Origin of the sequence: Paracoccus sp. FO-3 (assembly GCF_006386455.1) — a bacterium.
GTDB classification, from domain to species: Bacteria; Pseudomonadota; Alphaproteobacteria; order Rhodobacterales; family Rhodobacteraceae; genus Paracoccus; species Paracoccus versutus.
Map to the genome: position 1 here is coordinate 1 of NZ_VCBQ01000030.1, position 24,731 is coordinate 24,731.

Annotated in this window: 31 protein-coding genes and 4 tRNA genes; 23 read left to right on the forward strand and 12 right to left on the reverse strand. The window is 68.8% G+C overall.

Features of this window, described 5'->3' with window-relative positions:
* The 10 genes from FE811_RS10390 to FE811_RS10435 form a co-directional block, all read left to right on the forward strand.
* Positions 1-502 (forward strand): PRC-barrel domain-containing protein (locus FE811_RS10390; protein WP_181180852.1); only part of this gene is annotated, 502 nt, incomplete at its 5' end.
* 142 nt (positions 503-644) lie between these two features.
* A tRNA-Asp gene (locus FE811_RS10395) sits at positions 645-721 on the forward strand.
* 28 nt (positions 722-749) lie between these two features.
* Positions 750-826 (forward strand) — tRNA-Asp (locus FE811_RS10400).
* Positions 827-854: 28 nt separating this feature from the next.
* A tRNA-Asp gene (locus FE811_RS10405) sits at positions 855-931 on the forward strand.
* Positions 932-959: 28 nt separating this feature from the next.
* Positions 960-1,036, forward strand: a tRNA-Asp gene (locus tag FE811_RS10410).
* A gap of 167 nt (positions 1,037-1,203) precedes the next feature.
* The gene (locus tag FE811_RS10415; RefSeq protein WP_084196773.1) at positions 1,204-1,668 is read left to right on the forward strand and encodes an SspB family protein; all 465 of its coding nucleotides are present in this window, start codon (positions 1,204-1,206) and stop codon (positions 1,666-1,668) included.
* 92 nt (positions 1,669-1,760) lie between these two features.
* Positions 1,761-3,158 carry a class II fumarate hydratase gene (gene fumC / locus FE811_RS10420; protein ID WP_116221099.1) on the forward strand — a complete coding sequence of 466 codons (1,398 nt, stop codon included), beginning with the start codon at positions 1,761-1,763 and terminating at the stop codon, positions 3,156-3,158.
* Between the two features lie 2 nt (positions 3,159-3,160).
* The gene (locus FE811_RS10425; RefSeq protein WP_072460783.1) at positions 3,161-3,367 is read left to right on the forward strand and encodes a DUF4169 family protein; all 207 of its coding nucleotides are present in this window, start codon (positions 3,161-3,163) and stop codon (positions 3,365-3,367) included.
* On the forward strand, positions 3,360-3,608 hold the full coding sequence (locus FE811_RS10430; RefSeq protein WP_116221098.1) for a ribbon-helix-helix domain-containing protein: 249 nt from the start codon (positions 3,360-3,362) through the stop codon (positions 3,606-3,608). Before FE811_RS10425 ends, FE811_RS10430 begins: the two co-directional genes overlap by 8 nt.
* A 65-nt stretch (positions 3,609-3,673) precedes the next feature.
* The gene (locus FE811_RS10435) at positions 3,674-4,414 is read left to right on the forward strand and encodes a YebC/PmpR family DNA-binding transcriptional regulator (protein WP_036749451.1); all 741 of its coding nucleotides are present in this window, start codon (positions 3,674-3,676) and stop codon (positions 4,412-4,414) included.
* A 39-nt stretch (positions 4,415-4,453) separates the two neighbouring features.
* Here FE811_RS10435 and FE811_RS10440 read toward each other — a convergent pair whose 3' ends face one another.
* Positions 4,454-5,320, reverse strand: a complete 867-nt coding sequence (locus tag FE811_RS10440; protein WP_072460782.1) for a LysR family transcriptional regulator ArgP — start codon at positions 5,318-5,320, stop codon at positions 4,454-4,456.
* An 83-nt stretch (positions 5,321-5,403) separates the two neighbouring features.
* Between FE811_RS10440 and FE811_RS10445 the strand changes: the two genes are divergently transcribed.
* Complete coding sequence (locus FE811_RS10445) at positions 5,404-6,003, forward strand: LysE/ArgO family amino acid transporter (RefSeq protein WP_114536122.1); 600 nt, start codon at positions 5,404-5,406, stop codon at positions 6,001-6,003.
* 39 nt (positions 6,004-6,042) lie between these two features.
* On the forward strand, positions 6,043-6,960 hold the full coding sequence (locus FE811_RS10450; RefSeq protein ID WP_244294958.1) for a DMT family transporter: 918 nt from the start codon (positions 6,043-6,045) through the stop codon (positions 6,958-6,960).
* Here the strand turns inward: FE811_RS10450 and choV are convergent.
* From choV to choX, 3 genes are all read right to left on the reverse strand, one after another.
* On the reverse strand, positions 6,957-8,021 hold the full coding sequence (gene choV / locus FE811_RS10455; RefSeq protein WP_036749460.1) for a choline ABC transporter ATP-binding protein: 1,065 nt from the start codon (positions 8,019-8,021) through the stop codon (positions 6,957-6,959). The genes FE811_RS10450 and choV overlap by 4 nt on opposite strands.
* Positions 8,014-8,865, reverse strand: a complete 852-nt coding sequence (gene choW / locus FE811_RS10460) for a choline ABC transporter permease subunit (RefSeq protein ID WP_116221096.1) — start codon at positions 8,863-8,865, stop codon at positions 8,014-8,016. The genes choV and choW overlap by 8 nt, the downstream gene beginning before the upstream one ends.
* A gap of 159 nt (positions 8,866-9,024) precedes the next feature.
* Entirely contained in the window at positions 9,025-9,978 is a 954-nt protein-coding gene (gene choX / locus FE811_RS10465; RefSeq protein WP_116221095.1) for a choline ABC transporter substrate-binding protein, read from the reverse strand.
* 130 nt (positions 9,979-10,108) lie between these two features.
* On the opposite strand from choX, the gene betI reads away from it, so the two are divergent.
* From betI to betA, 3 genes are all read left to right on the forward strand, one after another.
* Positions 10,109-10,678, forward strand: coding sequence for a transcriptional regulator BetI (gene betI / locus FE811_RS10470; protein WP_116221094.1), 570 nt, complete (start codon positions 10,109-10,111; stop codon positions 10,676-10,678).
* Complete coding sequence (gene betB / locus FE811_RS10475; protein ID WP_116221093.1) at positions 10,675-12,120, forward strand: betaine-aldehyde dehydrogenase; 1,446 nt, start codon at positions 10,675-10,677, stop codon at positions 12,118-12,120. Before betI ends, betB begins: the two co-directional genes overlap by 4 nt.
* A gap of 84 nt (positions 12,121-12,204) precedes the next feature.
* Positions 12,205-13,854, forward strand: coding sequence for a choline dehydrogenase (gene betA / locus FE811_RS10480; RefSeq protein ID WP_370362673.1), 1,650 nt, complete (start codon positions 12,205-12,207; stop codon positions 13,852-13,854).
* A gap of 1 nt (position 13,855) precedes the next feature.
* Here the strand turns inward: betA and FE811_RS10485 are convergent, their stop codons facing one another.
* Complete coding sequence (locus FE811_RS10485; RefSeq protein ID WP_116221092.1) at positions 13,856-14,380, reverse strand: DUF177 domain-containing protein; 525 nt, start codon at positions 14,378-14,380, stop codon at positions 13,856-13,858.
* Between the two features lie 138 nt (positions 14,381-14,518).
* Between FE811_RS10485 and FE811_RS10490 the strand changes: the two genes are divergently transcribed.
* Positions 14,519-14,950: an outer membrane protein assembly factor BamE gene (locus tag FE811_RS10490; RefSeq protein WP_240540457.1), complete on the forward strand. Its 432-nt coding sequence runs from the start codon at positions 14,519-14,521 to the stop codon at positions 14,948-14,950.
* Positions 14,951-15,006: 56 nt separating this feature from the next.
* Here the strand turns inward: FE811_RS10490 and msrB are convergent, their stop codons facing one another.
* The gene (msrB, locus tag FE811_RS10495; protein WP_036749485.1) at positions 15,007-15,405 is read right to left on the reverse strand and encodes a peptide-methionine (R)-S-oxide reductase MsrB; all 399 of its coding nucleotides are present in this window, start codon (positions 15,403-15,405) and stop codon (positions 15,007-15,009) included.
* Between the two features lie 99 nt (positions 15,406-15,504).
* Between msrB and FE811_RS10500 the strand changes: the two genes are divergently transcribed.
* From FE811_RS10500 to rnd, 3 genes are all read left to right on the forward strand, one after another.
* The gene (locus FE811_RS10500; protein WP_116221091.1) at positions 15,505-16,266 is read left to right on the forward strand and encodes a GNAT family N-acetyltransferase; all 762 of its coding nucleotides are present in this window, start codon (positions 15,505-15,507) and stop codon (positions 16,264-16,266) included.
* 44 nt (positions 16,267-16,310) lie between these two features.
* Positions 16,311-17,441: a tRNA guanosine(34) transglycosylase Tgt gene (gene tgt, locus FE811_RS10505; protein ID WP_072460774.1), complete on the forward strand. Its 1,131-nt coding sequence runs from the start codon at positions 16,311-16,313 to the stop codon at positions 17,439-17,441.
* Positions 17,442-17,565: 124 nt separating this feature from the next.
* The gene (rnd, locus tag FE811_RS10510; RefSeq protein WP_036749739.1) at positions 17,566-18,738 is read left to right on the forward strand and encodes a ribonuclease D; all 1,173 of its coding nucleotides are present in this window, start codon (positions 17,566-17,568) and stop codon (positions 18,736-18,738) included.
* On the opposite strand, the gene FE811_RS10515 is transcribed toward rnd, so the two are convergent.
* Genes FE811_RS10515 through hisA form a run of 4 tightly spaced genes read right to left on the reverse strand, consistent with a single transcriptional unit; the run spans position 18,735 to position 21,068 of the window.
* Positions 18,735-19,235, reverse strand: a complete 501-nt coding sequence (locus FE811_RS10515; protein ID WP_036749493.1) for an MgtC/SapB family protein — start codon at positions 19,233-19,235, stop codon at positions 18,735-18,737. The two genes, rnd and FE811_RS10515, sit on opposite strands and share 4 nt — an antisense overlap.
* 4 nt (positions 19,236-19,239) lie before the next feature.
* Positions 19,240-19,566, reverse strand: a complete 327-nt coding sequence (locus FE811_RS10520; RefSeq protein ID WP_036749496.1) for a phosphoribosyl-ATP diphosphatase — start codon at positions 19,564-19,566, stop codon at positions 19,240-19,242.
* Positions 19,563-20,324, reverse strand: a complete 762-nt coding sequence (hisF, locus tag FE811_RS10525) for an imidazole glycerol phosphate synthase subunit HisF (RefSeq protein ID WP_116221089.1) — start codon at positions 20,322-20,324, stop codon at positions 19,563-19,565. The genes FE811_RS10520 and hisF overlap by 4 nt, the downstream gene beginning before the upstream one ends.
* Positions 20,325-20,351: 27 nt before the next feature.
* Positions 20,352-21,068, reverse strand: a complete 717-nt coding sequence (gene hisA, locus FE811_RS10530; RefSeq protein ID WP_072460773.1) for a 1-(5-phosphoribosyl)-5-[(5-phosphoribosylamino)methylideneamino]imidazole-4-carboxamide isomerase — start codon at positions 21,066-21,068, stop codon at positions 20,352-20,354.
* Between the two features lie 159 nt (positions 21,069-21,227).
* Here hisA and FE811_RS10535 point away from each other — a divergent pair, with 159 nt between their 5' ends.
* A complete protein-coding gene (locus tag FE811_RS10535) occupies positions 21,228-21,614 on the forward strand; it encodes a DUF2147 domain-containing protein (RefSeq protein WP_116221088.1) in 387 nt (128 codons plus the stop codon).
* A 111-nt stretch (positions 21,615-21,725) separates the two neighbouring features.
* Here the strand turns inward: FE811_RS10535 and hisH are convergent, their stop codons facing one another.
* Together hisH and hisB are read right to left on the reverse strand one after the other, a co-directional pair.
* A complete protein-coding gene (gene hisH / locus FE811_RS10540; protein ID WP_036749507.1) occupies positions 21,726-22,355 on the reverse strand; it encodes an imidazole glycerol phosphate synthase subunit HisH in 630 nt (209 codons plus the stop codon).
* Positions 22,355-22,942, reverse strand: a complete 588-nt coding sequence (gene hisB, locus FE811_RS10545; protein WP_116221087.1) for an imidazoleglycerol-phosphate dehydratase HisB — start codon at positions 22,940-22,942, stop codon at positions 22,355-22,357. Before hisB ends, hisH begins: the two co-directional genes overlap by 1 nt.
* Before the next feature lie 190 nt (positions 22,943-23,132).
* On the opposite strand from hisB, the gene FE811_RS10550 reads away from it, so the two are divergent.
* From FE811_RS10550 to FE811_RS10560, 3 genes are all read left to right on the forward strand, one after another.
* Complete coding sequence (locus FE811_RS10550) at positions 23,133-23,693, forward strand: hypothetical protein (RefSeq protein WP_244294957.1); 561 nt, start codon at positions 23,133-23,135, stop codon at positions 23,691-23,693.
* Between the two features lie 3 nt (positions 23,694-23,696).
* A complete protein-coding gene (locus tag FE811_RS10555; RefSeq protein WP_024843277.1) occupies positions 23,697-24,059 on the forward strand; it encodes a cell division protein ZapA in 363 nt (120 codons plus the stop codon).
* A 134-nt stretch (positions 24,060-24,193) separates the two neighbouring features.
* Positions 24,194-24,718, forward strand: a complete 525-nt coding sequence (locus FE811_RS10560; RefSeq protein ID WP_116221086.1) for a TIGR00645 family protein — start codon at positions 24,194-24,196, stop codon at positions 24,716-24,718.
* Positions 24,719-24,731 lie beyond the last annotated feature (13 nt).

A 24,731-nucleotide genomic window follows, 5' to 3' on the forward strand; every position in this document is an offset into this window, starting at 1 on the left:
CGACGCCGTGCCCGAAGCGGCCGAGGATGCCGCGACCGATGCCGCCGGCGCCGCCGAGGAAGCCGCCGATGCCGCGGGCGACGCGGCCGATGCCGCCGCGGATGCCTCGGCCGAGGCGCCGGTGACGCCGCCCGACGTCAACCCGCCGGCGATCTCGGAGGCCGAGCCGGGCGTGCTGTCGAGCTGGCTGACCAGCCGCCGCATCTGGACCACCAACCAGCCCTCGACCACCGAATGGACCGAGCCCGCGCTCGAGGAGCGACCGGCCGAATGGCAGGACATCGCCAAGGTGAACGACATCGTGCTGGATGATTCGGCCCAGGTCGTCGGCTATGTCGCCGATATCGGCGGCTTCCTGGGCATCGGCGCCAAGAAGGTGCTGCTGGGCGTGGATGCGATCCACCTGGTGACCATCGGCAACGACACCTTCTTCGCCACCAACTACACCAAGGCCGAACTGGAGGCCCTGCCGGATTTCGACGAGAAGACCGTGCGGAAATAAGGCTTGCGGCCGTTTTCGGACCAAAGCGGGGCGCCTTTCGGGGCGCCCTTGCATTTTTTGCACAAGATCGGCCTTGACGGCATCCGCCGCCATGCGTAAACCCCCTCGCACCCCGGACGGCGATCCGGGGGAAGTGGTCTGCGCGGTTGTAGCTCAGTTGGTTAGAGTACCGGCCTGTCACGCCGGGGGTCGCGGGTTCGAGCCCCGTCAACCGCGCCACCACCACCATATATCGCCGAAAAGATGCGCGGTTGTAGCTCAGTTGGTTAGAGTACCGGCCTGTCACGCCGGGGGTCGCGGGTTCGAGCCCCGTCAACCGCGCCACCACCACCATATATCGCCGAAAAGATGCGCGGTTGTAGCTCAGTTGGTTAGAGTACCGGCCTGTCACGCCGGGGGTCGCGGGTTCGAGCCCCGTCAACCGCGCCACCACCACCATATATCGCCGAAAAGATGCGCGGTTGTAGCTCAGTTGGTTAGAGTACCGGCCTGTCACGCCGGGGGTCGCGGGTTCGAGCCCCGTCAACCGCGCCATCTTTCCCCTTCATCCTCCATGGCTTTGCGGCCGCGCTTCCGGCGCGGTTTTTCGGGTATTTGGGGAACGAAGAAGCCGGCCGGCGGTCGCGCCCGGCAGCGGCGCAAGGGGCTTTTCAAGCCGCCTCAATTCCCTATGCTGGCCCCCAATCACGACGGAGGACGCCATGGCACGCGGAATAGATTACGGCGGAATGATGCACCGGGCCATGCAGCGGCTGATCGCGGATGTGCTGCAAACGGTGGCCACCGAGGGGCTGCCGGGCGAGCATCATTTCTTCATCACCTTCGACACCCGCGATTCGCAGGTGCAGATGGCCGACTGGCTGCGCGAGCGCTATCCCGACGAGATGACCATCGTCATCCAGCATTGGTTCGAGGATCTCTCGGTCACGCCCGAGGGCTTTCACATCACGCTGAATTTCGGCAATTCGCCCGAGCCGCTCTATATCCCCTTCGACGCGCTGCGCACCTTCGTGGACCCTTCGGTCGAGTTCGGCCTGCGTTTCGAGAACCACGAAGAGGAAGAGGACGAGCCCGAAGAGGAAGAACCGCCCGTGGCCGAGGCGCCGGGCGAGGAGGGCGCGAAGGGCGGCGCCGAGGTGGTCAGCCTGGACAAATGGCGCAAGTGAGGCGCTGTTAGCGCATGGCATACCACGGCATGCCGATTGCCAATCCGCGCCATCGGGCCTAGAACCCCCGCAACACCGTGAGGGAGCATGCCATGACCAAGACCACCCGCACCGAGACCGACAGCTTCGGCCCGCTGGAGGTGCCCGCCGACAAGTATTGGGGCGCCCAGACCCAGCGCTCGATCCAGAACTTCCCGATCGGCTGGGAACGCCAGCCGGTGCCGATCATCCGCGCGCTGGGTGCGATCAAGCAGGCCGCGGCCGAGGTGAACATGGCCAGCGGCAAGCTGGACCCGGCCATCGGCAAGGCCATGGTGCAGGCGGCCGCGGAAGTGGTGGCGGGCAAGTTCGACGACAACTTCCCGCTGGTGGTCTGGCAGACCGGCTCGGGCACGCAGTCGAACATGAACGCCAACGAGGTGATCTCGAACCGCGCCATCGAGATCCTGGGCGGCGAGATGGGCTCGAAGAAGCCGGTCCATCCGAACGACCACGTGAACATGGGCCAGTCGTCGAACGACACCTTCCCGACCGCCATGCATGTCGCCATCGCCATGCAGGCGCGCGACGTGCTGCTGCCGGGGCTGGAAAAGCTGCACAAGGCGCTGGTCGCGAAGTCCGAGGAATTCAAGGACATCATCAAGATCGGCCGCACCCATACCCAGGATGCGACGCCCCTGACCCTGGGCCAGGAATTCGGCGGCTATGCGCATCAGGTCCAGAAGGGCATCGAGCGGGTGAAGCTGGCCCTGGGCGACATCTACGAGCTGGCGCAGGGCGGCACCGCCGTCGGCACCGGGCTGAACACGAAAAAGGGCTGGGACACGGCCATCGCCGCCAAGATCGCCGAGATCACCGGCCTGCCCTTTGTCACCGCGCCGAACAAGTTCGAGGCGCTGGCCGCGCATGACGCGATGGTGTTCTTCTCGGGCGCGCTGAAGACCGTGGCCGCCTCTCTGTTCAAGATCGCCAACGACATGCGGCTGCTGGGCTCGGGCCCGCGCTCGGGCCTGGGCGAGCTGATCCTGCCCGAGAACGAGCCGGGCTCGTCGATCATGCCCGGCAAGGTCAACCCGACCCAGGCCGAGGCGCTGACCATGGTCTGCGCCCATGTCATGGGCAATGACGCCGCCATCGGCTTCGCCGGCTCGCAGGGCCATTTCGAGCTGAACGTCTACAACCCGATGATGAGCTACAACGTGCTGCAATCCATGCAGCTTCTGGGCGATGCGGCGGGTTCGTTCACCGACAACATGGTCGTGGGCACCGAGGCGAACATCCCCCGCATCGAGAAGCTGATGAAGGAATCGCTGATGCTGGTGACGGCCCTGGCGCCGACCATCGGCTATGACAATGCGACCAAGGTGGCCAAGACCGCGCACAAGAACGGCACCACGCTGCGCGAGGAGGCCATCGCGCTCGGCTTCGTCGACGGCGAGACCTTCGACCGCATCGTGCGGCCCGAGCAGATGATCGGCCCGGAAGACTGATCTTGGCCGGGTCCGGTTCAGGCAAGGTCGTGAACCTGCGGGCGGCGCGCAAATCCGCCGCCCGCGATTCCGCCCGCAGGCAGGGCGACGAGAATGCGGCGAAATTCGGCCGCAGCAAGGTCCAGAAGCTGGCCGAGCAGGACGCCGCCGCGCGCGCCGCCCGGCACCTGGACCAGCATCGCAAGGGGCCGGAGCAAGGCGATGAGTGACCTGCCGCCGCTGCCGCCGATGTCCGCGCCGGTGAAGCGCTCGATCACCATCGGCGGGCATCGCACCTCGGTCAGCCTGGAGGATGCCTTCTGGCGCGAGCTGCGCGGCATGGCCCGCGTCGGCGGCCGCACCACCGCAGCGCTGATCGCCCAGATCGACGCCGCCCGCCCGCCCGAGGTGGGGCTGGCCACCGCCCTGCGGCTTTACGTGCTGGCCGAGATCGTCAAGAATCGGGCGTAATGCTTGCGGCCTGCGCCCTGGCTGACTAAAAGCCGCAGCACATATCCAAATTTCCGGGAAATACCATGGCAGGCCATTCCAAATGGGCCAATATCCAGCATCGCAAGGGCAAGCAGGACAAGCTGCGCTCGAAGCTGTTTTCGAAACTGGCCAAAGAAATCACCGTCGCCGCCAAGATGGGCGACCCTGACCCCGACAAGAACCCGCGGCTGCGCCTTGCGGTGAAGGAAGCCAAGTCGAACTCGATGCCGAAGGACGTGATCGACCGCGCCATCAAGAAGTCGCAGGGCGGCGATGCCGAGAGCTATGACGAGATCCGCTACGAGGGCTATGGCCCCAACGGCATCGCCATCATCGTCGAGGCGATGACCGACAACCGCAACCGCACCGCGTCGAACGTGCGCAGCTATTTCACCAAATATGGCGGCGACCTGGGCCAGACCGGCTCGGTCAGCTTCATGTTCGACCGCAAGGGCGAGATCCTGTATCCGGCCGGCGCGGGCGATGCCGACACGGTGATGCTGGCCGCGATCGAGGCCGGGGCCGAGGATGTCGAAAGCGACGAGGACGGGCACTGGATCTATACCTCGGACACCGACCTGGCCGAGGTCTCGAATGCGCTGGAGGCTTCCCTGGGCGAATCCGAGCATGCCAAGCTGATCTGGAAGCCGCAGGCGCCGACCGAGATCGACCTGGAGACGGCGCAGAAGCTGATGAAGCTGATCGACGCGCTGGAAGAGGACGACGACGTGCAGAACGTCACCGGGAATTTCGACATTCCCGAGGATGTGGCGGCGCAGCTTTGAATTTCCGCCTCCGGCGGGGGTATTGGGGGAACAGAGAAATCAGGGTCGCAGTTCTGCTGCGGCCCTTTTCCTTATGGCGGCGGTCAGCGGGGCGAGGGCGGGCGCCATGGCGCGCTGCACATGCCAGTAGAGCGCCACGTCCAGGGCCAGGTCGGGGAGCAGCGGTTGCAGCCGGCCGTCGCGCAGCGCCGGGGCGGCCATGGCTTCGGGGACCATGCCCCAGCCGAGACCGAGTTCGATGGCGCGGGCAAAGGGTTCCGAGGCCGGGATCAGGTGGCCCGCCAGGTGCAGCGGCCGGCCTATGGCCCTGTGCGCCCAGCGCGATTGCAGCGCGTCCTTGGCGTTGAAGATGACGGCGGGGGCGGCGCGCAGCGCGGCCTCGGTCACGCCGTCGGGGAAGTGCCGGGCGCGGAAATCGGGGGTGGCCAGCGCCAGGTAGCGCATGGCGCCCAAGGGCAGCGCGTCGCAGCCCGGCACCGGGTCGGGGTCGGAGCTGATCGCCGCCGAGACCTGGCCCTGGCGCAGCCAGTCGCCGGCATGGTCCTGGTCGTCCAGCACCAGGTCGTAGAGCGCCGGCAGCGCCGCCATCACCGGCAGGAACCAGGTCGCCAGGCTGTCGGCATTGACCGCGAGCCGCAGCACCGCCGGTCCGGGCGGGCGCAGGCTGGCGGCGAGCGTGGTTTCCAGCAGCCGCACCTGGTCGAGATGCTGCATCAGCCGCAGTCCGGTTTCGGTGCCGCGGGCCGGCGGGCCGCGATGGACCAGCACCTGGCCCAGCCGCTCTTCCAGCCCCTTGATGCGCTGCGACACTGCCGAGGGGGTGACGCCGAGCGCTGCCGCCGCCGCCTCGAAGCTGCCGCGGCGGATGATCTCGGCCAGCACGGCCAGGGCGGCATAGTCGAGCATTAAGGCAACCTTAACCAGCGTAACGATTTTGAATTTGCCTGAAGTGACGGGCCAGGGCAAGACGGCGGGCGAAGGAGAGCCGCATGCATGCCTATTTCGCCGGTCTTGGCACCGCCCTGTCGCTGATCGTCGCCATCGGGGCGCAGAATGCCTTCGTGCTGAAGCAGGGGCTGATGCGCCGGCACGTGCTGGCCACCTGCGCCTTTTGCGCGGTCTCGGATGCGGTGCTGATCACCGCCGGGGTGCTGGGCGCGGGCGCCATCGCCGCGCAGGCGCCCTGGTTCCTGGCGGCGATGCGCTGGGGCGGGGCGGCCTTCCTGCTGGCCTATGGCGCGCGCGCCTTTCGCGCCGCCTGGCGCGGCGGCGAGGCGCTGCGGGCCGGGCAGGGCCCTGCCGCGGGGCTGGGCGCCACGCTTCTGGTGCTGGCGGGGCTGACCTGGCTCAACCCGCATGTCTGGCTGGATACGGTGGTGCTGATCGGCTCGGTCTCGGCGGGGTGGGAGAACAAGCCGGGCTTCGTCGCCGGCGCGGTCTCGGGCTCGGTGCTGTTCTTCTTTGCGCTGGGTTACGGCGCGCGCTGGCTGTCGCCGCTGTTCGCGCGGCCGGCGGCCTGGCGGGTGCTGGACGGGCTGGTCGGGCTGGTGATGTGGTCGATCGCCCTGGGCCTGCTGCTGGGCGGCTGAGCCTTGCGCCGGCCGTGCCGGCAGGGCATGGCTGTGGGGATGAGCAGGACAACCCATTCCCTTGCGCGCAACGACCTGCCGGGCATCCTGTGGATGCTGGTGGCGGGTCTGTGCTTCGTCGCGGTCAACGGCACGGTGCGCTGGCTGGGGCAGGCGCTGCCCGCGGCCGAGGGCGCCTTCATCCGCTTCGCCTTCGGGCTGCTGTTCCTGGTCCCGGCGCTGGCGCCGGCGCTGCGGCAGGGCTTCGCCCCGCGCATCTGGGCGCTTTTCGCGCTGCGCGGCGGGCTGCATGTGCTGGCGGTGATCCTGTGGTTCTATGCCATGGCCCGCATCACCGTGGCCGAGGTCACCGCCATCGGCTTTCTCAACCCGGTCGTGGTCACGCTGGGCGCGGCGCTGCTGATGGGCGAGCGGATCTCGTGGCGGCGCGGGCTGGCCATCGCCGTGGCGCTGGCGGGGGCGATGATCGTGCTGCGGCCCGGCATCCGCGCGCTGGAGCCCGGCCACCTGGCGCAGCTGGGCGCCGCGGTGATCTTTGGCGGCTCCTACCTGGTGGCGAAGCGGCTGTCGGAACTGGTGCCGGCCTCGGTCGTGGTGGCGATGATGTCGCTGACGGTCTGCATCGGCCTGGCGCCGGTTGCGGCGCTGGTCTGGGTGCCGCCGACGCTGGTGCAATGCGCGGTGCTGGCCTGCACCGCCTTTTTCGCCACCGCCGGGCATTACGCGATGACGCGGGCCTTTGCCGCCGCGCCCCTGACGGTGACGCAGCCCGTCACCCTGCTGCAGCTGATCTGGGCCAGCCTTCTGGGCGCGCTGGCCTTTGCCGAGCCGGTCGACCTGTGGGTGCTGGTCGGCGGCGCGATCATGATCGGCGCCATCAGCTATATCACCTGGCGCGAGGCGCGGCTGCGGCGCCCCACGATCACCCCGCCGGCCGAGGCGACGCGGGAAAGCTAGGCCGGGTGTTCCAGCGCGCCGCCGGCCTGGCCGCGCTGCACCACCAGGCGCGACATGATACCCTGCCGCGTCACCCGGCCGCCGCCCTGCAAGGGCAGCATCTCGGCGCCGGTCTCGGTCATGGCCTGGATGACCTGGCGCACCGGGGTCTGGCGGTCGATGGGGGTGCCGGTGGCCTCGCCCGGCTCGGCCATGTCCTCGGCCCTCAGCACCGCCAAGGGGTTCATGTGGGCGACGAAATCCTCGACATAGGCGTTCGCCGGATGGGCGATGATCTCGCGCGCGGTGCCGACCTGGACGATGCGGCCGCCCTCCATCAGCGCGATGCGGTTGCCGATGCGGAACGCCTCGTCGAGGTCGTGGCTGACGAAGACGATGGTGCGGCGGAACCGCTTCTGCAATTCCAGCAATTCGTCCTGCAGCCGGTTGCGGATCAGCGGGTCCAGCGCCGAGAAGGGCTCGTCCATCAACAGGATCGGCGCCTCGGTGGCGAAGGCGCGCGCCAGGCCCACGCGCTGCTGCATGCCGCCCGACAGGTCGCCCACCTTGCGCTCGGCCCAGTCGGCCAGGCCGACGGTGGCCAGCTGCGCATCGACGCGGCGGCGGCGTTCGGCGGCGGGGATGCCGGCCAGCTCCAGCCCCAGCCCGACGTTCTCGCGCACCGAGCGCCAGGGCAGCAGGCCGAATTGCTGGAAGACCATGGCGATGCATTCGCGGCGCAGCCGGCGCAGCTCGGCGCCCGAGGCCTTGGTCACCGAGGCCATGCGGTCGCCGTCCCAGACCCGCACCTCGCCGCGGCAGACCGGGTTGAGCCCGTTCACCGCCCGCAAGAGCGTGGACTTGCCCGAGCCGGAAAGGCCCATCAGCACCAGGATCTCGCCCTCGCGCACGGTCAGCGAGCAGTTGTGGACGCCCAGCACCTGCCCGGTCTCGGCCTTGATCGGGCCGCGGTCCAGGCCCTGGTCCATCAGCGGCAGCGCGGCCTGGGGCGCGTCGCCGAAGACGATGTTCACATTGTCGAACTCGACCGCGTTATGCGCGGCTTGCCTGGCCTCAGTCATGGCGCCCCCTTACCCGCAGCATCCGGTCCAGCATGATCGCGACCACCACGATGATGAAGCCGCTTTCGAAACCCAGCGCCGTGTTCACGCTGTTCAGCGCCCGGACCACCGGCACGCCCAGCCCCGAGGCGCCGACCAGCGCTGCGATGACGACCATGGACAGCGACAGCATGATGGTCTGGTTCAGCCCGGCCATGATTTGCGGCGTGGCGCTTGGCAGCTCGACCTTCCATAGCAGCTGGCGCGGGGTGGCGCCGAAGGCGGTGGCGGCCTCGACCAGCGCCCTGGGCGTCGAGGAGATGCCCAGATGCGTCAGCCGGATCGGCGCCGGCAGCACGAAGATCACCGTGGCGATCAGGCCGGGCACCATGCCGATGCCGAAGAAGACGATGGCCGGGATCAGGTAGACGAAGGTCGGCAGCGTCTGCATCAGGTCCAGCACCGGCCGCATCCAGGCGTAAAGCCGCGGCCGGTGCGCGGCGGCGATGCCCATGGGCACGCCGATCGCCATGCAGACGACGCAGGCGGCAAGCACCAGGGTCAGCGACTGCATCGTCTCTTTCCAATAGCCCTGGTTGAGGATGAACAGGAAGCCCAGGGCGACCAGCAGGCAGGTCTTCCAGCTGCGCTGCAAGGCCCAGGTCAGGGCCACGGCCAGCAGGGTGAAGACCAGCGGATGCGGGAATTCCAGCATCCTCAGGATGCCGCCGATCAGCCCCTCCATCAGCCGCGAGACGGCATTGAAGACCACGGCGGCATGGGCGTTGAGCCAGTCGAAGATCGCCTTGGCGGTCCGGCCCACCGGGATCTTGGTCTCGGTCAGGAATGCGGTCAGTTGGTCCATGCGTCCCTTTCTTTCTGCCGTGCGGGATCGTCGGGGCTCCAGGGGGTTGCGCCGCAGGGTCGCGGCGGCACGGCCCGGACGCGCCATCCCGGCCAGGGTAGAGAAAACCGTCCCATGAGCAAGGCGGAGCAGGCGGCGGCGCCCCCGCCTGCCCGGCCCTTATTCGGAAAGCACCTTGTCCAGCGCCGCCTGCGCATCGCCGCCGTCGGCGGCGGTGACGCCCGCGATCCAGGGCTGCGCCGCTTCCGGGTTGGCGCGGAGCCATTTCAGCGCCGCCTCGGCCGGCTGCATGCCGTCGTTCAGGATCAGGCCCATGACCTCGTTCTCCATGGGCAGGGTGAATTCCAGGTTCTGCAGGAACTTGCCGACGTTCGGGCAGGTCTCGGCATAGCCGGCGCGGGTATTGGTATCGACGCGCGCGCCGCCGAAATCGGGGCCGAAGACCTCGTCCCCGCCGGCCAGGTAGGTCATCTGGAACTGGCTGTTCATCGGATGCGGCTCCCAGCCCAGGAAGACGACCGGCTTGCCGGCGGCCTCGGCGCGCGCGACCTGCGCCAGCATCCCCTGTTCGCTGCTTTCGACGACCTCGAAGGTGCCCAGGTCGAACTTGTTCCCGGCCACCATCTCCAGCAGCAGGCGGTTGCCGTCGTTGCCCGGCTCGATGCCGTAGATCTTGCCCTCCAGCGCGTCCTTGTGCGCGGCGATCCCGGCGAAATCGGCGATGCCCAGCTCGGCCCCGGCCTTGTTCGTCGCCAGCGTGTATTTCGCCCCGGTCAGGTTGGTGCGCAGGATGTCCACGGTGCCCGCCTCGCGATAGGGGGCGATGTCGGCCTCCATCGTCGGCATCCAGTTGCCCAGGAACACGTCCACGTCGTCGGTGGACAGCGCCGTATAGGTCACGGGCACCGACAGGATCTTGGTTTCGGTCTGATACCCCAGCGCCCCCAGCACGGTCGAGGCCAGCGCGGTGGTGGCGCTGATGTCGGACCAGCCCACGTCCGAGAAGACGACCTTGCGGCACTCCATCGGCTCTTGCGCCGCAGCGATGCCGGCCGTGGCGAGCGAGGCGACCAGCCCGGCGGCAAGAGCTGCGGAAGTGCGGCGAAATGTCATCTTTATCTCCTAGGTTCGTTGACGGGTGATGTGATTAAGGCTTTCATTGATTGACGAGTCAATCAATGATCTGCCAGATACGGGTCTCTTGCACGAATTTTCCAACGGAATTGCACCATGGTGTCCTGTCATGCCCAAGCTTGGCGCTGAACCTATCCGAAAAGCGGCGCTGATCAACGCCGCGATTGCCACGGTGGGCCGGGCGGGCTCGCTGGACGTCACCGTGGCGCAGATCGCGCGCGCGGCGGGCATGTCCTCGGCGCTTGCGCATCACTATTTCGGCTCGAAGGAGCGGATCTTCCTGGCGGCGATGCGGCATATCCTGGCGCAATACGGCGACTCGACCCGCGCTGCGCTGCGCGGCGCCGAAACGCCGCAGGAGCGGCTGCGCGCCATCATCGCCGCCAGTTTCGACGGCGCCAATTTCGAACACGATACTATCGCCGCCTGGCTGAACTTCTATGCGCTGGCGCTGGTCGAGCCCGAGGCGGCGCGGCTGTTGCGGGTCTATCACCGCCGGCTCGCCTCGAATCTGCTGACGGCCTTGCGCCCGTTGGCCGGGGCGGGGGCCGAGCCCATCGCCCGCACGCTGGGGGCGCTGATCGACGGGCTTTACCTGCGCGCGGCGCTGTCCAACGAGGCCGATGCCGCCGCTGCCGAACGAACCACGCTGGACTATCTGGAAAAGGTGCTGCCATGAGCCATGACGCGCAACCGCCGGCAAGCCTTTACATCGACGGCGCCCATGTCGAGGGCGAGGGCGCGGCGCTGCCGGTGCATTACCCCTATGACGGCGCGGTGATCGCGCGGCTGCGCGAGGCGTCCCCGGCGCAGGTAGCGCAGGCGACCGCCGCCGCTGCCGCCGCGCAGCCGGCCTGGGCGGCGCTGCGCCCGGTCGAGCGCGGCCGGGTGCTGGTCCGGGCGGCGCAGATCATCCGCGAACGGGGCGAGGAACTGGCGCGGCTGGAGACGCTGGACACCGGCAAGCCGATCCAGGAGACGCGGGTGGCCGACTGGCCCTCGGGCGCCGATGCGCTGGAATATTTCGGCGGGCTGGCGCCGACCGTCACCGGGCAGATGATCCCGCTGGGCGGCGATTTCGTCTATACGATTCGCGAACCGCTGGGGGTCTGCGCCGGCATCGGCGCCTGGAACTATCCCAGCCAGATCGCCTGCTGGAAGGCGGCGCCTGCCTTGGCCATGGGCAATGCCATGGTCTTCAAGCCCAGCGAGGAAACCCCGCTGGGCGCCCTGAAGCTGGCCGAGATCCTGGCCGAGGCCGGTTTGCCGGCCGGCATCTTCAACGTGGTGCAGGGCCGCGGCGCGGTCGGTGCGGCGCTGGTGACGGATCCGCGCGTGGCCAAGGTGTCGCTGACCGGCTCGGTCGCGACCGGGCAAAGGGTCTATGCCGCGGCGGCCGAGGGCATGCGGCATGTGACGATGGAACTGGGCGGCAAGTCGCCGCTGGTCGTCTTCGACGACGCCTCGCTGGAGGATGCGGTCGGCGCGGCGATGCTGGCGAATTTCTATTCCTCGGGCCAAATCTGCTCGAACGGGACGCGGGTCTTCGTGCAGCAGGGCATCCTGCCCGCCTTCCTGGACCGGCTGGCCGAGCGGGTGGCGAACATCAAGATCGGCGATCCGCTGGACGAGGCGACCCAGCACGGCCCCATCGTCAGCCCAGGCCAGGCGGCGAAGATCCGCGCTGCCATCCAACGCGGATGCGACGAGGGCGCGCGGCTGGTCTGCGGCGGGCCGGGCGAGGGCGCCTTCGTGCCGCCGACCGTCTTTGCCGATGCCTCGGATGACATGTGGATCGTGCGCGAGGAGATCTTCGGCCCGGTCATGTCGGTGCTGGGTTTCGCGACCGAGGAGGAGGCCGTCGCCCGCGCCAATGCCTCGCCCTATGGACTGGCGGCCGGGGTGTTCACCCGCGACCTGGCGCGTGGCCACCGGGTCGCGGCGGCCTTGCAGGCCGGGACCACCTGGATCAATGCCTATAACCTGACCCCGGTCGAGGCGCCCTTTGGCGGCGTCAAGCTGTCGGGGATCGGGCGCGAGAACTCGGCCGCGGCCATCGAGCATTATTCGCAGCTGAAATCGGTCTATGTCGGCATGGGAGGCGTCGATGCGCCCTATTGATCGGCGCCGCGCCGGCGGCACGGTCGGCATGGGTATTTGGACAACGAAGAAGCCCGCCAGGGCGATGCAGGGGAGGCAGGCGTGATCCCGGATTATGTGATCGTCGGCGCCGGCTCTGCCGGCTGCGCGCTGGCTTACCGGCTGGTGATGGCCGGCAAGCGCGTGGACATCGTCGAATATGGCGGCAGCGATGTCGGGCCCTTCATCCAGATGCCGGCGGCGCTGAGCTATCCGATGAACATGCGCCGTTATGACTGGGGGTTTTCATCCGAGCCCGAGCCGCATCTGGGCGGGCGGCGGCTGGTCACGCCGCGCGGCAAGGTGGTCGGGGGGTCGAGTTCGATCAACGGCATGGTCTTCGTGCGCGGCCATGCCAGGGATTTCGACTTCTGGGCCGAGAGCGGGGCGGCGGGCTGGGCCTATGCCGACGTGCTGCCCTATTTCAAGCGCATGGAGACCTCGCATGGCGCGGTCAGCGACTATCGCGGCAGCGAGGGGCCGCTGCATGTGACGCGCGGTTCGCGCAAGAACCCGCTGTTCGACGCCTTCATCCGCGCCGGGCGCGAGGCCGGCTATCCGACGACCGAGGATTACAACGGCGCCCGCCAGGAAGGCTTCGGCGCCATGGAGGCGACGATCTGGGAGGGGCGGCGCTGGTCGGCCGCCAATGCCTATCTGCGCCCGGCGCAGGAGACCGGGCTGCTGCGGCTGCGGCGCGGGCTGGCGCGGCGGGTGGTCTTCGAGGACGGCCGCGCCGTGGGCGTCGAGGTCGGCAACACCCGCGGCATCACCGTGTTCCGCGCGCGGCAGGAGGTGATTCTTTCGGCCAGTTCGATCAATACGCCGAAGCTTCTGATGCTGTCGGGCATCGGCCCTGCCGAGCATCTGCGCGCGCATGGCATCGAGATCCTGGCGGACCGGCCGGGCGTGGGCGCGAATCTCCAGGACCACCTGGAGGTCTACATGCAATATACCGCGACCCAGCCGGTCACGCTCTACAAGCACTGGAACCTGTGGGGGAAGGGCTCGATCGGGGCGCAATGGCTGGCGACGGGGACGGGCCTCGGGGCCTCGAACCAGTTCGAGAGCTGCGGCTTCATCCGTTCGGCCGCCGGGGTGGAATACCCGGATATCCAGTATCACTTCCTGCCCTTGGCCGTGCGCTACGACGGCCGGGCGGCGGCCGAGGGGCACGGCTTCCAGGTCCATGTCGGGCCGATGCGGTCGAAGTCGCGCGGCACGGTGCGGCTGAAATCCGCCGATCCCAAGCAGGCGCCCGAGATCCGCTTCAACTACATGTCGCATCCCGACGACTGGGCCGAGTTCCGCGCCTGCGTGCGGCTGACGCGCGAGATCTTTGCCCAGCCCGCCTTCGCCGCCTACAAGGGCCACGAGATCCAGCCCGGCGAGGGCGTGGTGAGCGACGACCAGATCGACGCCTTCATCCGCGACCATGCCGAGTCGGCATTCCACCCCTGCGGCACGGCGCGGATGGGCGCGGCCGACGACCCCTTGGCGGTGGTCGACCCGGAGCTGCGGGTGATCGGGGTCGAGGGGCTGCGCGTCGCCGACAGCTCGGTCTTTCCGCGCATCACCAACGGCAACCTGAATGCGCCCTCGATCATGACCGGGGAGAAGGCCGCCGATCACATCCTGGGCGCGGGCATGCTGGCGCCGCTGAACCTGGGGCCGGAAATGGCGCCGGATTGGCAGATCGCCCAGCGTTCCGCCTAGTTCAGGAATCCTTGGGGTTTTTCAGCAGGTCGGCAAGCCCGGCGAAGGGCTTGCGCGCCTCTTCCTCGGGCGGGGGTTCGGGGGCGTCGAGCGCCGCGCCCTCGGCCCGCGGGTAAAGCGGCAGCGCCAGCGCCAGCGCCTCGGTCATGATCGTCTCGATGTCGATGAACTGGCCCAGGGGCTCCAGATCCTCGTCCGGCATCTCGACCTCGTCGCCTTCGGGCGTGCCGGCATGGGGCGAAAAGACGCGGTGCAGGGATTCGCGCAATTCGGTCTCGACCGGGGCCAGCGTCACCACGCAGGGCTGCACGACGCGGGCCGAAAGCGCCCCCGTCACCTCCCAGGCGTCGCTGGCCACGGCGCGGATGCGGCCGGAAAAATCCAGCCGGGGCAGGGCGATCAGCCCCAGCTCTGCCGCCAGCGCCCGGCGGGCGGGCGCTGTGGGGGCCAGCGCGAAATCGGTCGGCTGGCGCGGGTTCAGATGGGCCACCCGGAACCGGGTCTGCGGGGCTTTGGAATCGGTCATCGGTGGCCTTTCGCGGGCAAAACCGCCCTTGGTCTGGATATTCTTGAGCGTGGGGCATGAGTTTGCTAAGCCGGTCGCGCGGCGTCAACAGGCGCGTAAGAGGGCAGAGAAAAGATGAAGATTTCCCGGCGGCAGCTCATGGCTTTTGCACTGGCCGCACCTCTGGGCCTTTCCGCCTGCCAGGCCACCTATCGCAACCACGGCTATATCCCGCCCGAGGAGCAGCTGGCCCAGGTCGTCGTCGGCCAGACCCCGCAGGCCGAGCTGGAAGGGTTGATCGGCCGGCCTTCGGCGCAGGGGCTGCTGACCGGCTCGGCCTGGTATTACGTGGGCTCGCGCTGGCAGTTCTACGGCCCGCGCGAACCGCGCGAGATCGACCGCCAGGTGGTTGCCATCAGCTTCGCCGAAAGCGGCGTGGTCAGCAATGTCGAGCGCTTCGGGCTGGAGCGCGGGCAGGTCGTGGTGCTGTCGCGCCGCGTCACCGATACCGGCGTGACCAGCCTTGGCCTGATCCGCCAGCTTCTGGGCAATGTCGGCCGCGTCCAGGCCGGGGATTTCCTAGGCGATTGATCGGGGTGGGGCGGGGCGCCTTGCCGGGCGTCCCCTTTCAGCGGCTTGGCCGCCCTTCAGCCCGGCTCCGGCACGAAGCGCAGCGCCACGCCGTTGATGCAATAGCGCAGGCCCGTCGGCGGCGGGCCGTCGGGGAAGACATGGCCCAGATGCGCGTCGCAGCGGTGGCAGCGCACCTCGGTGCGGATCATGCCGTGGCTGGTGTCGCGATGCTCGTCGATGTCGCCCGCCGGGCTGGGGCGGGAAAAGCTGGGCCAGCCGCAATGGCTTTCGAACTTGGCGTCGCCCTCGAACAGCCGGGCCCCGCAACAGGCGCATTCGTAATGCCCCGGCCCCTTGGGAAAGCCCGGATGCGAGAACGGCCGCTCGGTCCCCGCCTGCCGCGTCACGCGATAGGTTTCGGCGTCCAGCGCTGCCCGCCATTCCGCGTCGCTCTTGATGATCCGTTCCGACATCTTGGCCCTTCAATCCTGCCATGCTGCTGTTACAAGATAGGCGCAGTATGGATGTTAACAAGTCGGAGCGGGCCGGTTTACGGGCCGGGCGGGAACGCCATGATTTCACTCAGCAAGGGCCGTTACCAGGTCGGCTTTGCCGAAGGCCCCGCAGAGATCCGCGAGGCGCAGCGGCTGCGCTGGCTTTGCTTTCTGGGCCGGCGCGGTGCGGGCGCGGGGGATGGCGAGCCGCCGCTGGATGCCGACGATTACGACGACCGATGCAGCCATGTGCTGATTCGCGACAAGGCCGGCGGCAGGCTGGTCGCGTGCTTTCGCATGCTGACGCTGACCTGCGGCGCCCAGATCGGCGACAGCTATTCCGCGCGCCATTACAACCTGTCGCGGCTGCGCGATTTCCGCGGCCCCATGGTCGAGATCGGCCGCTTCTGCATCCACCCGGAATGGCACGACCCGGACATCCTGCGCCTGGCCTGGGGCGCGCTGGCGCGGCATGTCGACGACGCGCGCATCGAGATGCTGTTCGGCTGCTCCAGCTTTGCCGGCACCGACATCCACGGCTACGAGGACGCGTTCGCCATGCTGCGCGAGCGGCATCTGGCGCCGAAGCGCTGGCTGCCGCGGGTCAAGGCGCCGCAGGTGTTTCGCTTTGCCCGCGCGCTGCGGCTGCGCAAGGCGGACCCGCGCCGGGCGATGGCGGCGATGCCGCCGCTTCTGCGCTCATACCTCGCCATGGGGGGCTGGGTCAGCGACCATGCGGTGGTGGATCGGCAGATGGATACGCTGCATGTCTTCACCGGGCTGGAGATCCGGGCCATTCCCCCGGAACGGGCGAAACTGTTGCGCGCGGCCGGGGCGTAAGGGCGGCTTTGCATCCGCCGGCGAAACCCCCTATCTGCGCAGGCATGAGCGACAGATTCCAATTCACCGTCCACGCCACCGACGGCCGCGCCCGCAGCGGCGTGATCCAGACCCCGCGGGGCGAGATCCGCACCCCCGCCTTCATGCCCGTGGGCACCGCCGCCACGGTCAAGGCGATGCTGCCCGAATCGGTCCGCGCCACCGGCGCCGACATCCTGCTGGGCAACACCTATCACCTGATGCTGCGCCCCGGCGCCGAACGCATCGCCCGGCTGGGCGGGCTGCACAAGTTCATGAACTGGCCGCGCCCGATCCTGACCGATTCGGGCGGCTTCCAAGTCATGTCGCTGGCGGGCCTGCGCAAGCTGACGGAAGAGGGCGTGACCTTCTCCAGCCATGTCGACGGCTCCAAGCACCACCTTTCGCCCGAGACCAGCATGGAGATCCAGCGCCTGCTGGGCTCGGACATCGTCATGGCCTTCGACGAATGCCCGGCGCTGCCCGCGACCGAGGAGGAGGTGGCGAAATCCATGCGCATGTCGATGCGTTGGGCCGAGCGTAGCCGCGACGCCTTCGGCGACCGGCCGGGACATGCGCTGTTCGGCATCATGCAGGGCGGCGTCACCCGCGAATTGCGCGAGGAATCGGCCGAGGCGCTGAAGGCGATCGGCTTCGACGGCTATGCCATCGGCGGTCTCGCCGTGGGCGAGGGGCAGGAGGCGATGTTCGGCGTGCTGGACTATGCGCCGGGCTTCTTGCCGCAGGACAAGCCGCGCTACCTGATGGGCGTGGGCAAGCCCGACGACATCGTCGGCGCGGTGGTTCGCGGGGTGGACATGATGGATTGCGTGCTGCCCTCGCGCTCGGGGCGCACGGGGCAGGCCTGGACCCGGCGCGGGCAGGTCAACATCAAGAACGCCCGCCATGCCGACGACCCGCGCCCGCTGGACGCCGATTGCAGCTGCCCGGCCTGCACCGGCTACAGTCGCGCCTATCTGCATCACGTCTTCCGCGCCGGCGAGATGATCTCGGGGATGCTGCTGACCTGGCACAACCTGCATTACTTCCAGGAGCTGATGGCCGGGCTGCGCGACGCCATCGCGGGCGGAACCCTGGCCGAGTTCGTTGCCCGATTCGAGGCAATGCGGGCACAGGGCGACATCGAACCGCGTTGAAACGCCGGGTCGTGCCTTGAATTTCGGCGAACCTTCGATAATCCCGAAGGGAATCGCCGGCGGAAGGACCGCCCCCTGAAGGAACCCTATGCCCGCAAAAGCAACGAACGATCAAAAGCCCGAGATCCGCACCCTGACCACCACGGCCGAACTGGCCGAGTTCTGCGCCCTGGCCAAGACCCAGCCCTATGTCACGCTCGACACCGAATTCCTGCGCGAGCGGACCTATTATTCCCGGCTTTGCCTGATCCAGGCCGCGCTGCCCCCGGCCTCGGCCGCGAAGGCGGCGGGGGGCTCGGCGGTGCTGATCGACCCGCTGGTCGAGGGGCTGTCGCTCGAGCCGCTCTACGACCTTTTCCGCCACAAGGCGACGGTCAAGGTATTCCATGCCGCGCGGCAGGATCTGGAGATCTTCTTCCACGACGCGGGCGTGATGCCCGATCCGCTGTTCGACACCCAGATCGCCGCCATGGTCTGCGGCTTTGGCGAGCAGGTCGGCTACGAAACGCTGGTCAAGAAGATCGCGCGCCAGCCGCTGGACAAGTCGTCGCGCTTTACCGACTGGTCGCACCGGCCGCTCTCGGATGCGCAGGCGGCCTATGCGCTGGCCGACGTTACGCATCTGCGGGCGATCTACGAGTTCCTCTCGACCCAGCTCGACAAGACCGGGCGCGCGCCCTGGCTGGCCGAAGAGGTCGCGGTGCTTCTGAACCCCGAAACCTACATCACCCGCCCGGAAGAGGCGTGGGAGCGGGTGCGCACCCGCTCCGGCTCGCCCCGCTTCCTGGCCGTGGTGCGCGAGTTGGCGCGTTTCCGCGAGACCTATGCGCAGGAACGCGACATTCCGCGCGCCCGCGTGTTCAAGGACGACGCGCTGATCGAGCTGGCCTCGACCAAGCCGCTGTCCGAGGCCGACCTGGCCAAGTCGCGGCTGCTTCTGCGCGACGCACGCCGTGGCGAGATCGCCAATGGCATCCTTTCGGCCGTCAAGGCCGGGGTCGAGGCCAAGGATCTGCCCAAGCCCGCCCCCGACGAGCCGGGCCGGCCGGGCAATGCCGCGCTGGCGGAGCTGCTGCGGGTGCTGCTGAAGGCCAAGGCCGATGCGGCCGGGGTGGCGCCGCGGCTGATCGCCTCGGCCTCGGATCTGGACGCCATCGCCTCGGGCATGCGCGACCTGCCGGCGCTGTCGGGCTGGCGTGCCGAGGTCTTCGGCCGCGACGCGCTGCGGCTGGCGGCCGGCGAGATCGCGCTTTCGGCGCAGGGCGGCGCGGTCAAGGTTGTGCCGGTCGCGCCCTAGTCCTCTTCCCCCTCCGCCACGTCGCGGGCGGCGGGGCTGACCAGGACGCGGATCAGATACAGCACCACCATGGCCATGGCGGTGGCCATCAGCGCCAGGCGCAGGTCGCCGGTGCCGCAGCACAGGCCGATGGCGCCGCAAAGCCACATCGAGGCGCCGGTGGTGATGCCGCGCACATTGCCCTTGTTGATGACGATGGACCCCGCGGCCAGGAAGGCCACGCCCGCCGTCACCGCCTCGATCAGCCGCAGGGGGTCGGTGCGCTGCTGCTGCTCGTTCACCGGGCTGAAATCGACCAGTTCCATCGCCACCAGCGTAAAGCAGGCCGCGGCCAGCGCGATCAGCATATGGGTGCGCAGCCCGGCGGCGCGGGATTTCACCTCGCGCTCCCAGCCGATCACCCCGCCCAGCAGAACCGCCATGGTCAGCCGCAAGGCGACCACGCCGGCGGGCAGGCTCATGGGGCGCGAGAACTCGCCCGCCAGCATGTCCAGCATATTGTCACTTTCGAGACGCTTTTTCCTCGATCCCCGAACGCCCCTCGCGGCGGTCGAGTTCATTTTCCACGTCGGAAAGCGTCACGTCGCGCGCCGCCAGCATGACCAGCAGGTGGTAAAGCGTATCGGCCGCCTCGGAAATCAGCCGCTCGCGGTCGCCCTTGACCGCCTCGATGATCGCCTCGACGGCCTCTTCGCCGAATTTCTCGGCGCATTTCTCGGGGCCCTTGGCCAGCAGCTTGGCGGTCCAGCTGCTCTCCGGGTCGGCGCCCTTGCGCGCGGCGATTGTCCCGGCCAGGCGGTGCAGGCCGGTGGGCAGGGGATCGCTCATGTCAGCCGCACCGGGATGCCGGCGGCGGCCAGATGCTCCTTGGCCTCGCGGATGGTGAAGGTGCCGAAATGGAAGATCGAGGCGGCCAAGACCGCCGAGGCATGGCCCTCCAGCACGCCCTCGGCCAGATGCTCCAGCATGCCGACCCCGCCCGAGGCGATCACCGGGATGCCGACCGCATCGGCCACGGCGCGGGTCAGCGGGATGTTGAAGCCCGACTTGGTGCCGTCGCGGTCCATGCTGGTCAGCAGGATCTCGCCCGCGCCCCTGGCGGCGACGGTGCGGGCGAATTCCACGGCGTCGATGCCGGTGGGCTTGCGGCCGCCATGGGTGAAGATCTCCCACTTGCCCGGCGCCACGGTCTTGGCGTCGATGGCGCAGACGATGCACTGGCTGCCGAAGCGGTCGGCGGCCTCGGCGATCACGTCGGGGTTCGCGACGGCGGCCGAGTTGAAGCTGACCTTGTCCGCGCCCGCCAGCAGCAGGTCGCGCACGTCCTTGTGGCTGCGCACGCCGCCGCCCACGGTCAGCGGCACGAAGCAGGCCTCGGCGGTGCGCGTCACCAGGTCGTACATGGTGCCGCGATTCTCATGCGTGGCATGGATGTCGAGAAAACAGATCTCGTCCGCGCCGGCGGCGTCATAGGCGCGCGCCGCCTCGACCGGGTCGCCGGCATCGACGAGATCGACGAAGTTCACGCCCTTGACCACGCGGCCATCGGCGACATCCAGGCAGGGGATCACACGGGTCTTCAGCATGATGCCTTGTTACCTCGCCCCGCGCGCTCAGGCCAGCGCCTTCAGCGCCGCATGAAGGTCGATGGCGCCGTCGTAGAGCGCCCGGCCCGAGATCGCCCCGGCGATGACCCCGGTCGCGCGCAGCGCCAGCAGATCCTGCATCGAGGAAACCCCGCCCGAGGCGATGACCGGAATGTTGACCGCCCGCGCCAGGGCCTCGGTCGCGGCGATGTTGGGGCCGGCCATGGCGCCGTCGCGGTCGATGTCGGTATAGATGATCGCGGCAACGCCCGCGTCCTGGAAGCGATGCGCCAGGTCGACGGCCATCACGTCGGTCTCCTCGGCCCAGCCGCGGGTTGCGACCCGGCCGTTGCGGGCGTCGATGCCGACGGCGATCTTGCCGGGGAAAGCCATCGCCGCCTCGCGCACCAGGTCGGGCTGCTCGACCGCCACCGTGCCCAGGATCACCCGCGCCAGCCCGCGTTCCAGCCAGGCCTCGATGGTGGCCATGTCGCGGATGCCGCCGCCCAGCTGGGCGGGCACGTCGATGGCGGCCAGGATCGCCTCGACCGCGGCGGCGTTGACCGGCTTGCCGGCGAAGGCGCCGTTCAGGTCGACCAGATGCAGCCATTCCGCCCCGGCATCCTGGAAGGCGCGGGCCTGCGCGGCGGGGTCCGAGCCGAAGACGGTCGCCGCCTCCATGTCGCCGCGCAGCAGGCGCACGCAATTGCCGTCCTTGAGGTCGATCGCGGGATAAAGGATCATCGCATCTCTCCTGATAGCGTGGCGCCCCTTTGCCACAGCCGGCGGCGGACCGAAAGGCCCCGGATCCGCCGGCCGCGACCTCACGTCAGGCTTGATCGGCGGCCCGGGGCGCGCCCATCCTGCGGCCCGGACCATAACCCTGGGGAGGGGGGAATCACCATGAGGACATTGGCTCTTGCCACGCTGCTCGCGCTTGCGGGCGCCACCGCGCAGGCCCAGGGCATCGGCGGCATCTTCCAGACCCAGGCCAATGACGACGGCAATGTCGGCATGGTCGAGTTCTACGACTGCGACGGCAAGTATTGCGGCCGGCTGGTCAGAAGCTTCGACAAGGCGGGCAAGCAGATCAAGTCGCCCCATGACGGCAAGAACATCGTCGCCGGCATGGCCGACGAGGGCGGCGGCAAGTTCTCGGGCGGCACGATCTGGGATCCCGGCGCCGACAAGACCTACAATTCGAAGATGCAGCTCGACGGCAAGACGCTGAACGTCTCGGGCTGCGTCGCGGTCTTCTGCAAGACGCAGCAATGGGTGCGGGTCAAATAGCCGCCCGGCTTCCGCTGCGGCTTTCTCCGTTTTCCAAATACTCCGGGGGACGCCTTCCAGGCCCCGTCGAGGGGCCTGGAAGGCGGGGGGCAGAGCCCCCGCCACCGCCCGTCACGGGCGCCAGCGCAGGAAGTTGCCGATGATGCGCAGCCCCACGGCCTGCGACTTCTCGGGGTGGAACTGGGTGCCGACGATGTTGTCCCGCCCGACCACCGCCGTCACCGGCCCGCCGTAATCGGCGGTCGCCAGCAGATGCGCGGGATCGGCGACCCGGAACTGCCAGCCATGCACGAAATAGGCATGGTCGCCCGTGGCGATCCCGTCGAGCAGCGGGTGCGGGCGCAGCACCCTGAGGTCGTTCCAGCCCATATGCGGCACCTTCAGGCCGGGCGCCCGGATCGCCTCGATCTCGCCGCCGATCCAGCCCAGTCCCGCGGTGTCGCGATATTCGTGCCCGATCTCGGCCAGCATCTGCATGCCGACGCAGATGCCCATGAAGGGCACGGCGCGGGCGATCACCGCCTCGTGCAGCGCCTCGACCATGCCCGGCACGGCGTCGAGCGCCGCCCGGCAGGCCGGAAAGGCGCCGTCGCCCGGCAGCACGATGCGATCGGCGCGCGCGACCTCGGCCGGGTCGGATGTCACCACCACCTCGGCCCCCGCCTCGCGCCCCATCAGCGCAAAGGCCTTTTCGGCCGAATGCAGGTTGCCGCTGTCGTAATCGACCAGCGCCACCCGCATCACAGCGCGCCCTTGGTCGAGGGCAGCACGCCCGCCATGCGCGGGTCGGGCTCGACCGCCTCGCGCAGGGCGCGGGCGACGGCCTTGAAGGCCGCCTCGGCGATGTGATGGGCGTTGAGCCCGTGCAGCCGGTCGACATGCAGCGTGATCCCGCCATGGGTCGCAAGCGCCTGGAAGAATTCCCGCACCAGCTCGGTGTCGAAGCCGCCGATCTTCTGCGCCGGGAAATCCACGTTCCAGACCAGATAGGGCCGCGCCGACAGATCCAGCGCCGCGCGCACCAGCGCATCGTCCATCGCCAGGTGGAAGGCGCCATAGCGGCGGATGCCCCGCTTGTCGCCCAGCGCCTGCGTCAGCGCCTGGCCGATGGCGATGCCGGTATCCTCGACCGTGTGGTGGTCGTCGATATGCAGGTCGCCCCTGGCCCGCACGGTCAGGTCGATCAGCGAATGCCGGGCCAGCTGGTCCAGCATGTGGTCGAAGAACCCGACGCCGGTCCGGTTGTCGTAGCGGCCGCTGCCGTCGAGGTCCAGTTCGACCTCGATCTGCGTCTCGGCCGTCTCGCGGGTGATCTTTGCGCGGCGCATCGCGTCTCTCTCCATCATGCAGGCTTGCCGCCTTATAGGGTCCGATCCGGCGGCTGAAAAGCCGATGCGGCGCCGCAGGCCCGGCGGGAAAACCCCGCCGCGTCCCGCCCGTCCTTGTCATATGGCCGGTGCAATGCGAAAAGTGGTGGGCGAGCCCCGAAGGACAAGCGACCCGAAAGGATCCTGGCCGATGAGAGATGATCTGAACGTCAGTGAAAAACGGCTGATCGCGGCCCTGGACCGCATCGACCAGTTCCTGGACCGTACCGCCGCGGCGCGGCATGCCCCGCAGCCCGTCCCGGCGGATGCGGAGGCCGCCTCGCAGCTGCACGAGCTTCAGGCCGAAAACCGCCGCCTTTCGCAAGAGCTTGCCGCCCTGCACGAGCGCCAGTCCGTCACGCTTTCGGACTGCGAGCAGAGGCTGGCCGAGGCGCATCGGCGCCTGGTCGAGGCCGGGGAGGAGGCCGCGCGGCTTTCGGCCGCCAACGAGGCGCTGGCCGAGGCCAACCGCGCCCTGATCGCGGCGCAGCAGGGGGACGGCGCGCAGGACGAGGCCCGCCGCGCGCTGGAGGCCGAGGTCGAATCGCTGCGCGCCGCCCGCGCGGCCGAGGTCGCGCAGATGGGCGAGATCGTCGATGCGCTGGACCGCATGATCGAGGCCCCCGCCCCCGCGGAGGGCGTTTCGGAGACGGCGCCGGCGCCGGACACGGCCGAGCATGCCGATGCGGCGCTGGACGAGGGAAGGGGCTGAACCATGGCGGAAGTGGATTTCTCGATCGGGCACAAGTCCTATACCCTGGCCTGCCAGGAGGGCGAGGAGCGGCTGCTCAAGCGCGCCGCCGGCCTGCTGGATGCCGAGGCGCGGGTGATTCTGGAACAGGCCGGCCGGATGCCCGAGCCGCGGCTTTTGCTGCTGTCGGGGCTGATGCTGGCCGACCGCACCTCGGCGCTGGAGGATCGCCTGGCCTCGCTGGAGCGCGAACTGGCGCGGCTGAAGGCCAACCCGCAGCGCGTCGAGGTGCCGGTGGTGCCCGAGAGCCTGGGCGAGGCCATGGCGGAACTGGCCGCGCGGGCCGAGGCCCTGGCGCAGAAGGCCGAGGACCAGCTGGCGGATTGAGCGCCGGCGCCGCCGATCCCGGAGTATTTGCAAAACCGTGAAGGGGCGGGCTGCGGGGTGCGCGCCCGTGCCCCCTTTTGGCCGGTGCGGTCCTGGCTGTATAGCGCGGGCCGACCATCCATTCAGGAGCATTCATGGAACGCCTTCTCGAACGCAGCCTTTTCGCCAGCCGCTGGATGATGGCGCCGATCTATGTCGGTCTGGCGCTGTCTCTGCTTATCCTGCTTTGGGTCTTTGCGCTGGAGCTTTGGCATCTGATCGGCATCCTGCCGGTGATGACGGTCAACGATGCGGTGCTGGGGGTGCTGGCGCTGATCGACCTGAGCCTGGCGGCGAACCTCCTGCTGATCGTGATCTTCTCGGGCTACGAGAATTTCGTCAGCCGCATGGACCTGAGCGAACACGAGGACCGGCCGGAGTGGCAGGGCGAGGTGGATTTCTCGGCGCTGAAGCTGAAGCTGGTGGCCTCGATCGTGGCCATCTCGGGCATCCACCTGCTGAAGGTGTTCATGGATGTCGGCAAATACGCCCCCGAGCAGATCCGCTGGATGGTGGTGATCCATCTGGTCTTCGTGATCTCGGGCGTGCTGCTGGCCGCGATGGACTGGATCGCGAGCCACGGCAAGTCGCTGAAGAAGGGCAAGGCGTCCCAGTTCTGAGCCCTCGGCCCGG

What these genes read in the sequence shown, in the direction of transcription:
- FE811_RS10415 (WP_084196773.1), top strand. Translation starts at nt 1,204, where the DNA reads ATGGCACGCGGAATAGATTACGGCGGAATGATGCACCGGGCCATGCAG.
- fumC (WP_116221099.1), top strand. Translation starts at nt 1,761, where the DNA reads ATGACCAAGACCACCCGCACCGAGACCGACAGCTTCGGCCCGCTGGAG.
- FE811_RS10430 (WP_116221098.1), top strand. Translation starts at nt 3,360, where the DNA reads ATGAGTGACCTGCCGCCGCTGCCGCCGATGTCCGCGCCGGTGAAGCGC.
- FE811_RS10435 (WP_036749451.1), top strand. Translation starts at nt 3,674, where the DNA reads ATGGCAGGCCATTCCAAATGGGCCAATATCCAGCATCGCAAGGGCAAG.
- FE811_RS10440 (WP_072460782.1), bottom strand. Translation starts at nt 5,320, where the DNA reads ATGCTCGACTATGCCGCCCTGGCCGTGCTGGCCGAGATCATCCGCCGC.
- FE811_RS10445 (WP_114536122.1), top strand. Translation starts at nt 5,404, where the DNA reads ATGCATGCCTATTTCGCCGGTCTTGGCACCGCCCTGTCGCTGATCGTC.
- FE811_RS10450 (WP_244294958.1), top strand. Translation starts at nt 6,043, where the DNA reads ATGAGCAGGACAACCCATTCCCTTGCGCGCAACGACCTGCCGGGCATC.
- choV (WP_036749460.1), bottom strand. Translation starts at nt 8,021, where the DNA reads ATGACTGAGGCCAGGCAAGCCGCGCATAACGCGGTCGAGTTCGACAAT.
- choW (WP_116221096.1), bottom strand. Translation starts at nt 8,865, where the DNA reads ATGGACCAACTGACCGCATTCCTGACCGAGACCAAGATCCCGGTGGGC.
- choX (WP_116221095.1), bottom strand. Translation starts at nt 9,978, where the DNA reads ATGACATTTCGCCGCACTTCCGCAGCTCTTGCCGCCGGGCTGGTCGCC.
- betI (WP_116221094.1), top strand. Translation starts at nt 10,109, where the DNA reads ATGCCCAAGCTTGGCGCTGAACCTATCCGAAAAGCGGCGCTGATCAAC.
- betB (WP_116221093.1), top strand. Translation starts at nt 10,675, where the DNA reads ATGAGCCATGACGCGCAACCGCCGGCAAGCCTTTACATCGACGGCGCC.
- FE811_RS10485 (WP_116221092.1), bottom strand. Translation starts at nt 14,380, where the DNA reads ATGACCGATTCCAAAGCCCCGCAGACCCGGTTCCGGGTGGCCCATCTG.
- FE811_RS10490 (WP_240540457.1), top strand. Translation starts at nt 14,519, where the DNA reads ATGGCTTTTGCACTGGCCGCACCTCTGGGCCTTTCCGCCTGCCAGGCC.
- msrB (WP_036749485.1), bottom strand. Translation starts at nt 15,405, where the DNA reads ATGTCGGAACGGATCATCAAGAGCGACGCGGAATGGCGGGCAGCGCTG.
- FE811_RS10500 (WP_116221091.1), top strand. Translation starts at nt 15,505, where the DNA reads ATGATTTCACTCAGCAAGGGCCGTTACCAGGTCGGCTTTGCCGAAGGC.
- tgt (WP_072460774.1), top strand. Translation starts at nt 16,311, where the DNA reads ATGAGCGACAGATTCCAATTCACCGTCCACGCCACCGACGGCCGCGCC.
- FE811_RS10515 (WP_036749493.1), bottom strand. Translation starts at nt 19,235, where the DNA reads ATGCTGGACATGCTGGCGGGCGAGTTCTCGCGCCCCATGAGCCTGCCC.
- FE811_RS10520 (WP_036749496.1), bottom strand. Translation starts at nt 19,566, where the DNA reads ATGAGCGATCCCCTGCCCACCGGCCTGCACCGCCTGGCCGGGACAATC.
- hisF (WP_116221089.1), bottom strand. Translation starts at nt 20,324, where the DNA reads ATGCTGAAGACCCGTGTGATCCCCTGCCTGGATGTCGCCGATGGCCGC.
- hisA (WP_072460773.1), bottom strand. Translation starts at nt 21,068, where the DNA reads ATGATCCTTTATCCCGCGATCGACCTCAAGGACGGCAATTGCGTGCGC.
- FE811_RS10535 (WP_116221088.1), top strand. Translation starts at nt 21,228, where the DNA reads ATGAGGACATTGGCTCTTGCCACGCTGCTCGCGCTTGCGGGCGCCACC.
- hisH (WP_036749507.1), bottom strand. Translation starts at nt 22,355, where the DNA reads ATGCGGGTGGCGCTGGTCGATTACGACAGCGGCAACCTGCATTCGGCC.
- hisB (WP_116221087.1), bottom strand. Translation starts at nt 22,942, where the DNA reads ATGCGCCGCGCAAAGATCACCCGCGAGACGGCCGAGACGCAGATCGAG.
- FE811_RS10550 (WP_244294957.1), top strand. Translation starts at nt 23,133, where the DNA reads ATGAGAGATGATCTGAACGTCAGTGAAAAACGGCTGATCGCGGCCCTG.
- FE811_RS10555 (WP_024843277.1), top strand. Translation starts at nt 23,697, where the DNA reads ATGGCGGAAGTGGATTTCTCGATCGGGCACAAGTCCTATACCCTGGCC.
- FE811_RS10560 (WP_116221086.1), top strand. Translation starts at nt 24,194, where the DNA reads ATGGAACGCCTTCTCGAACGCAGCCTTTTCGCCAGCCGCTGGATGATG.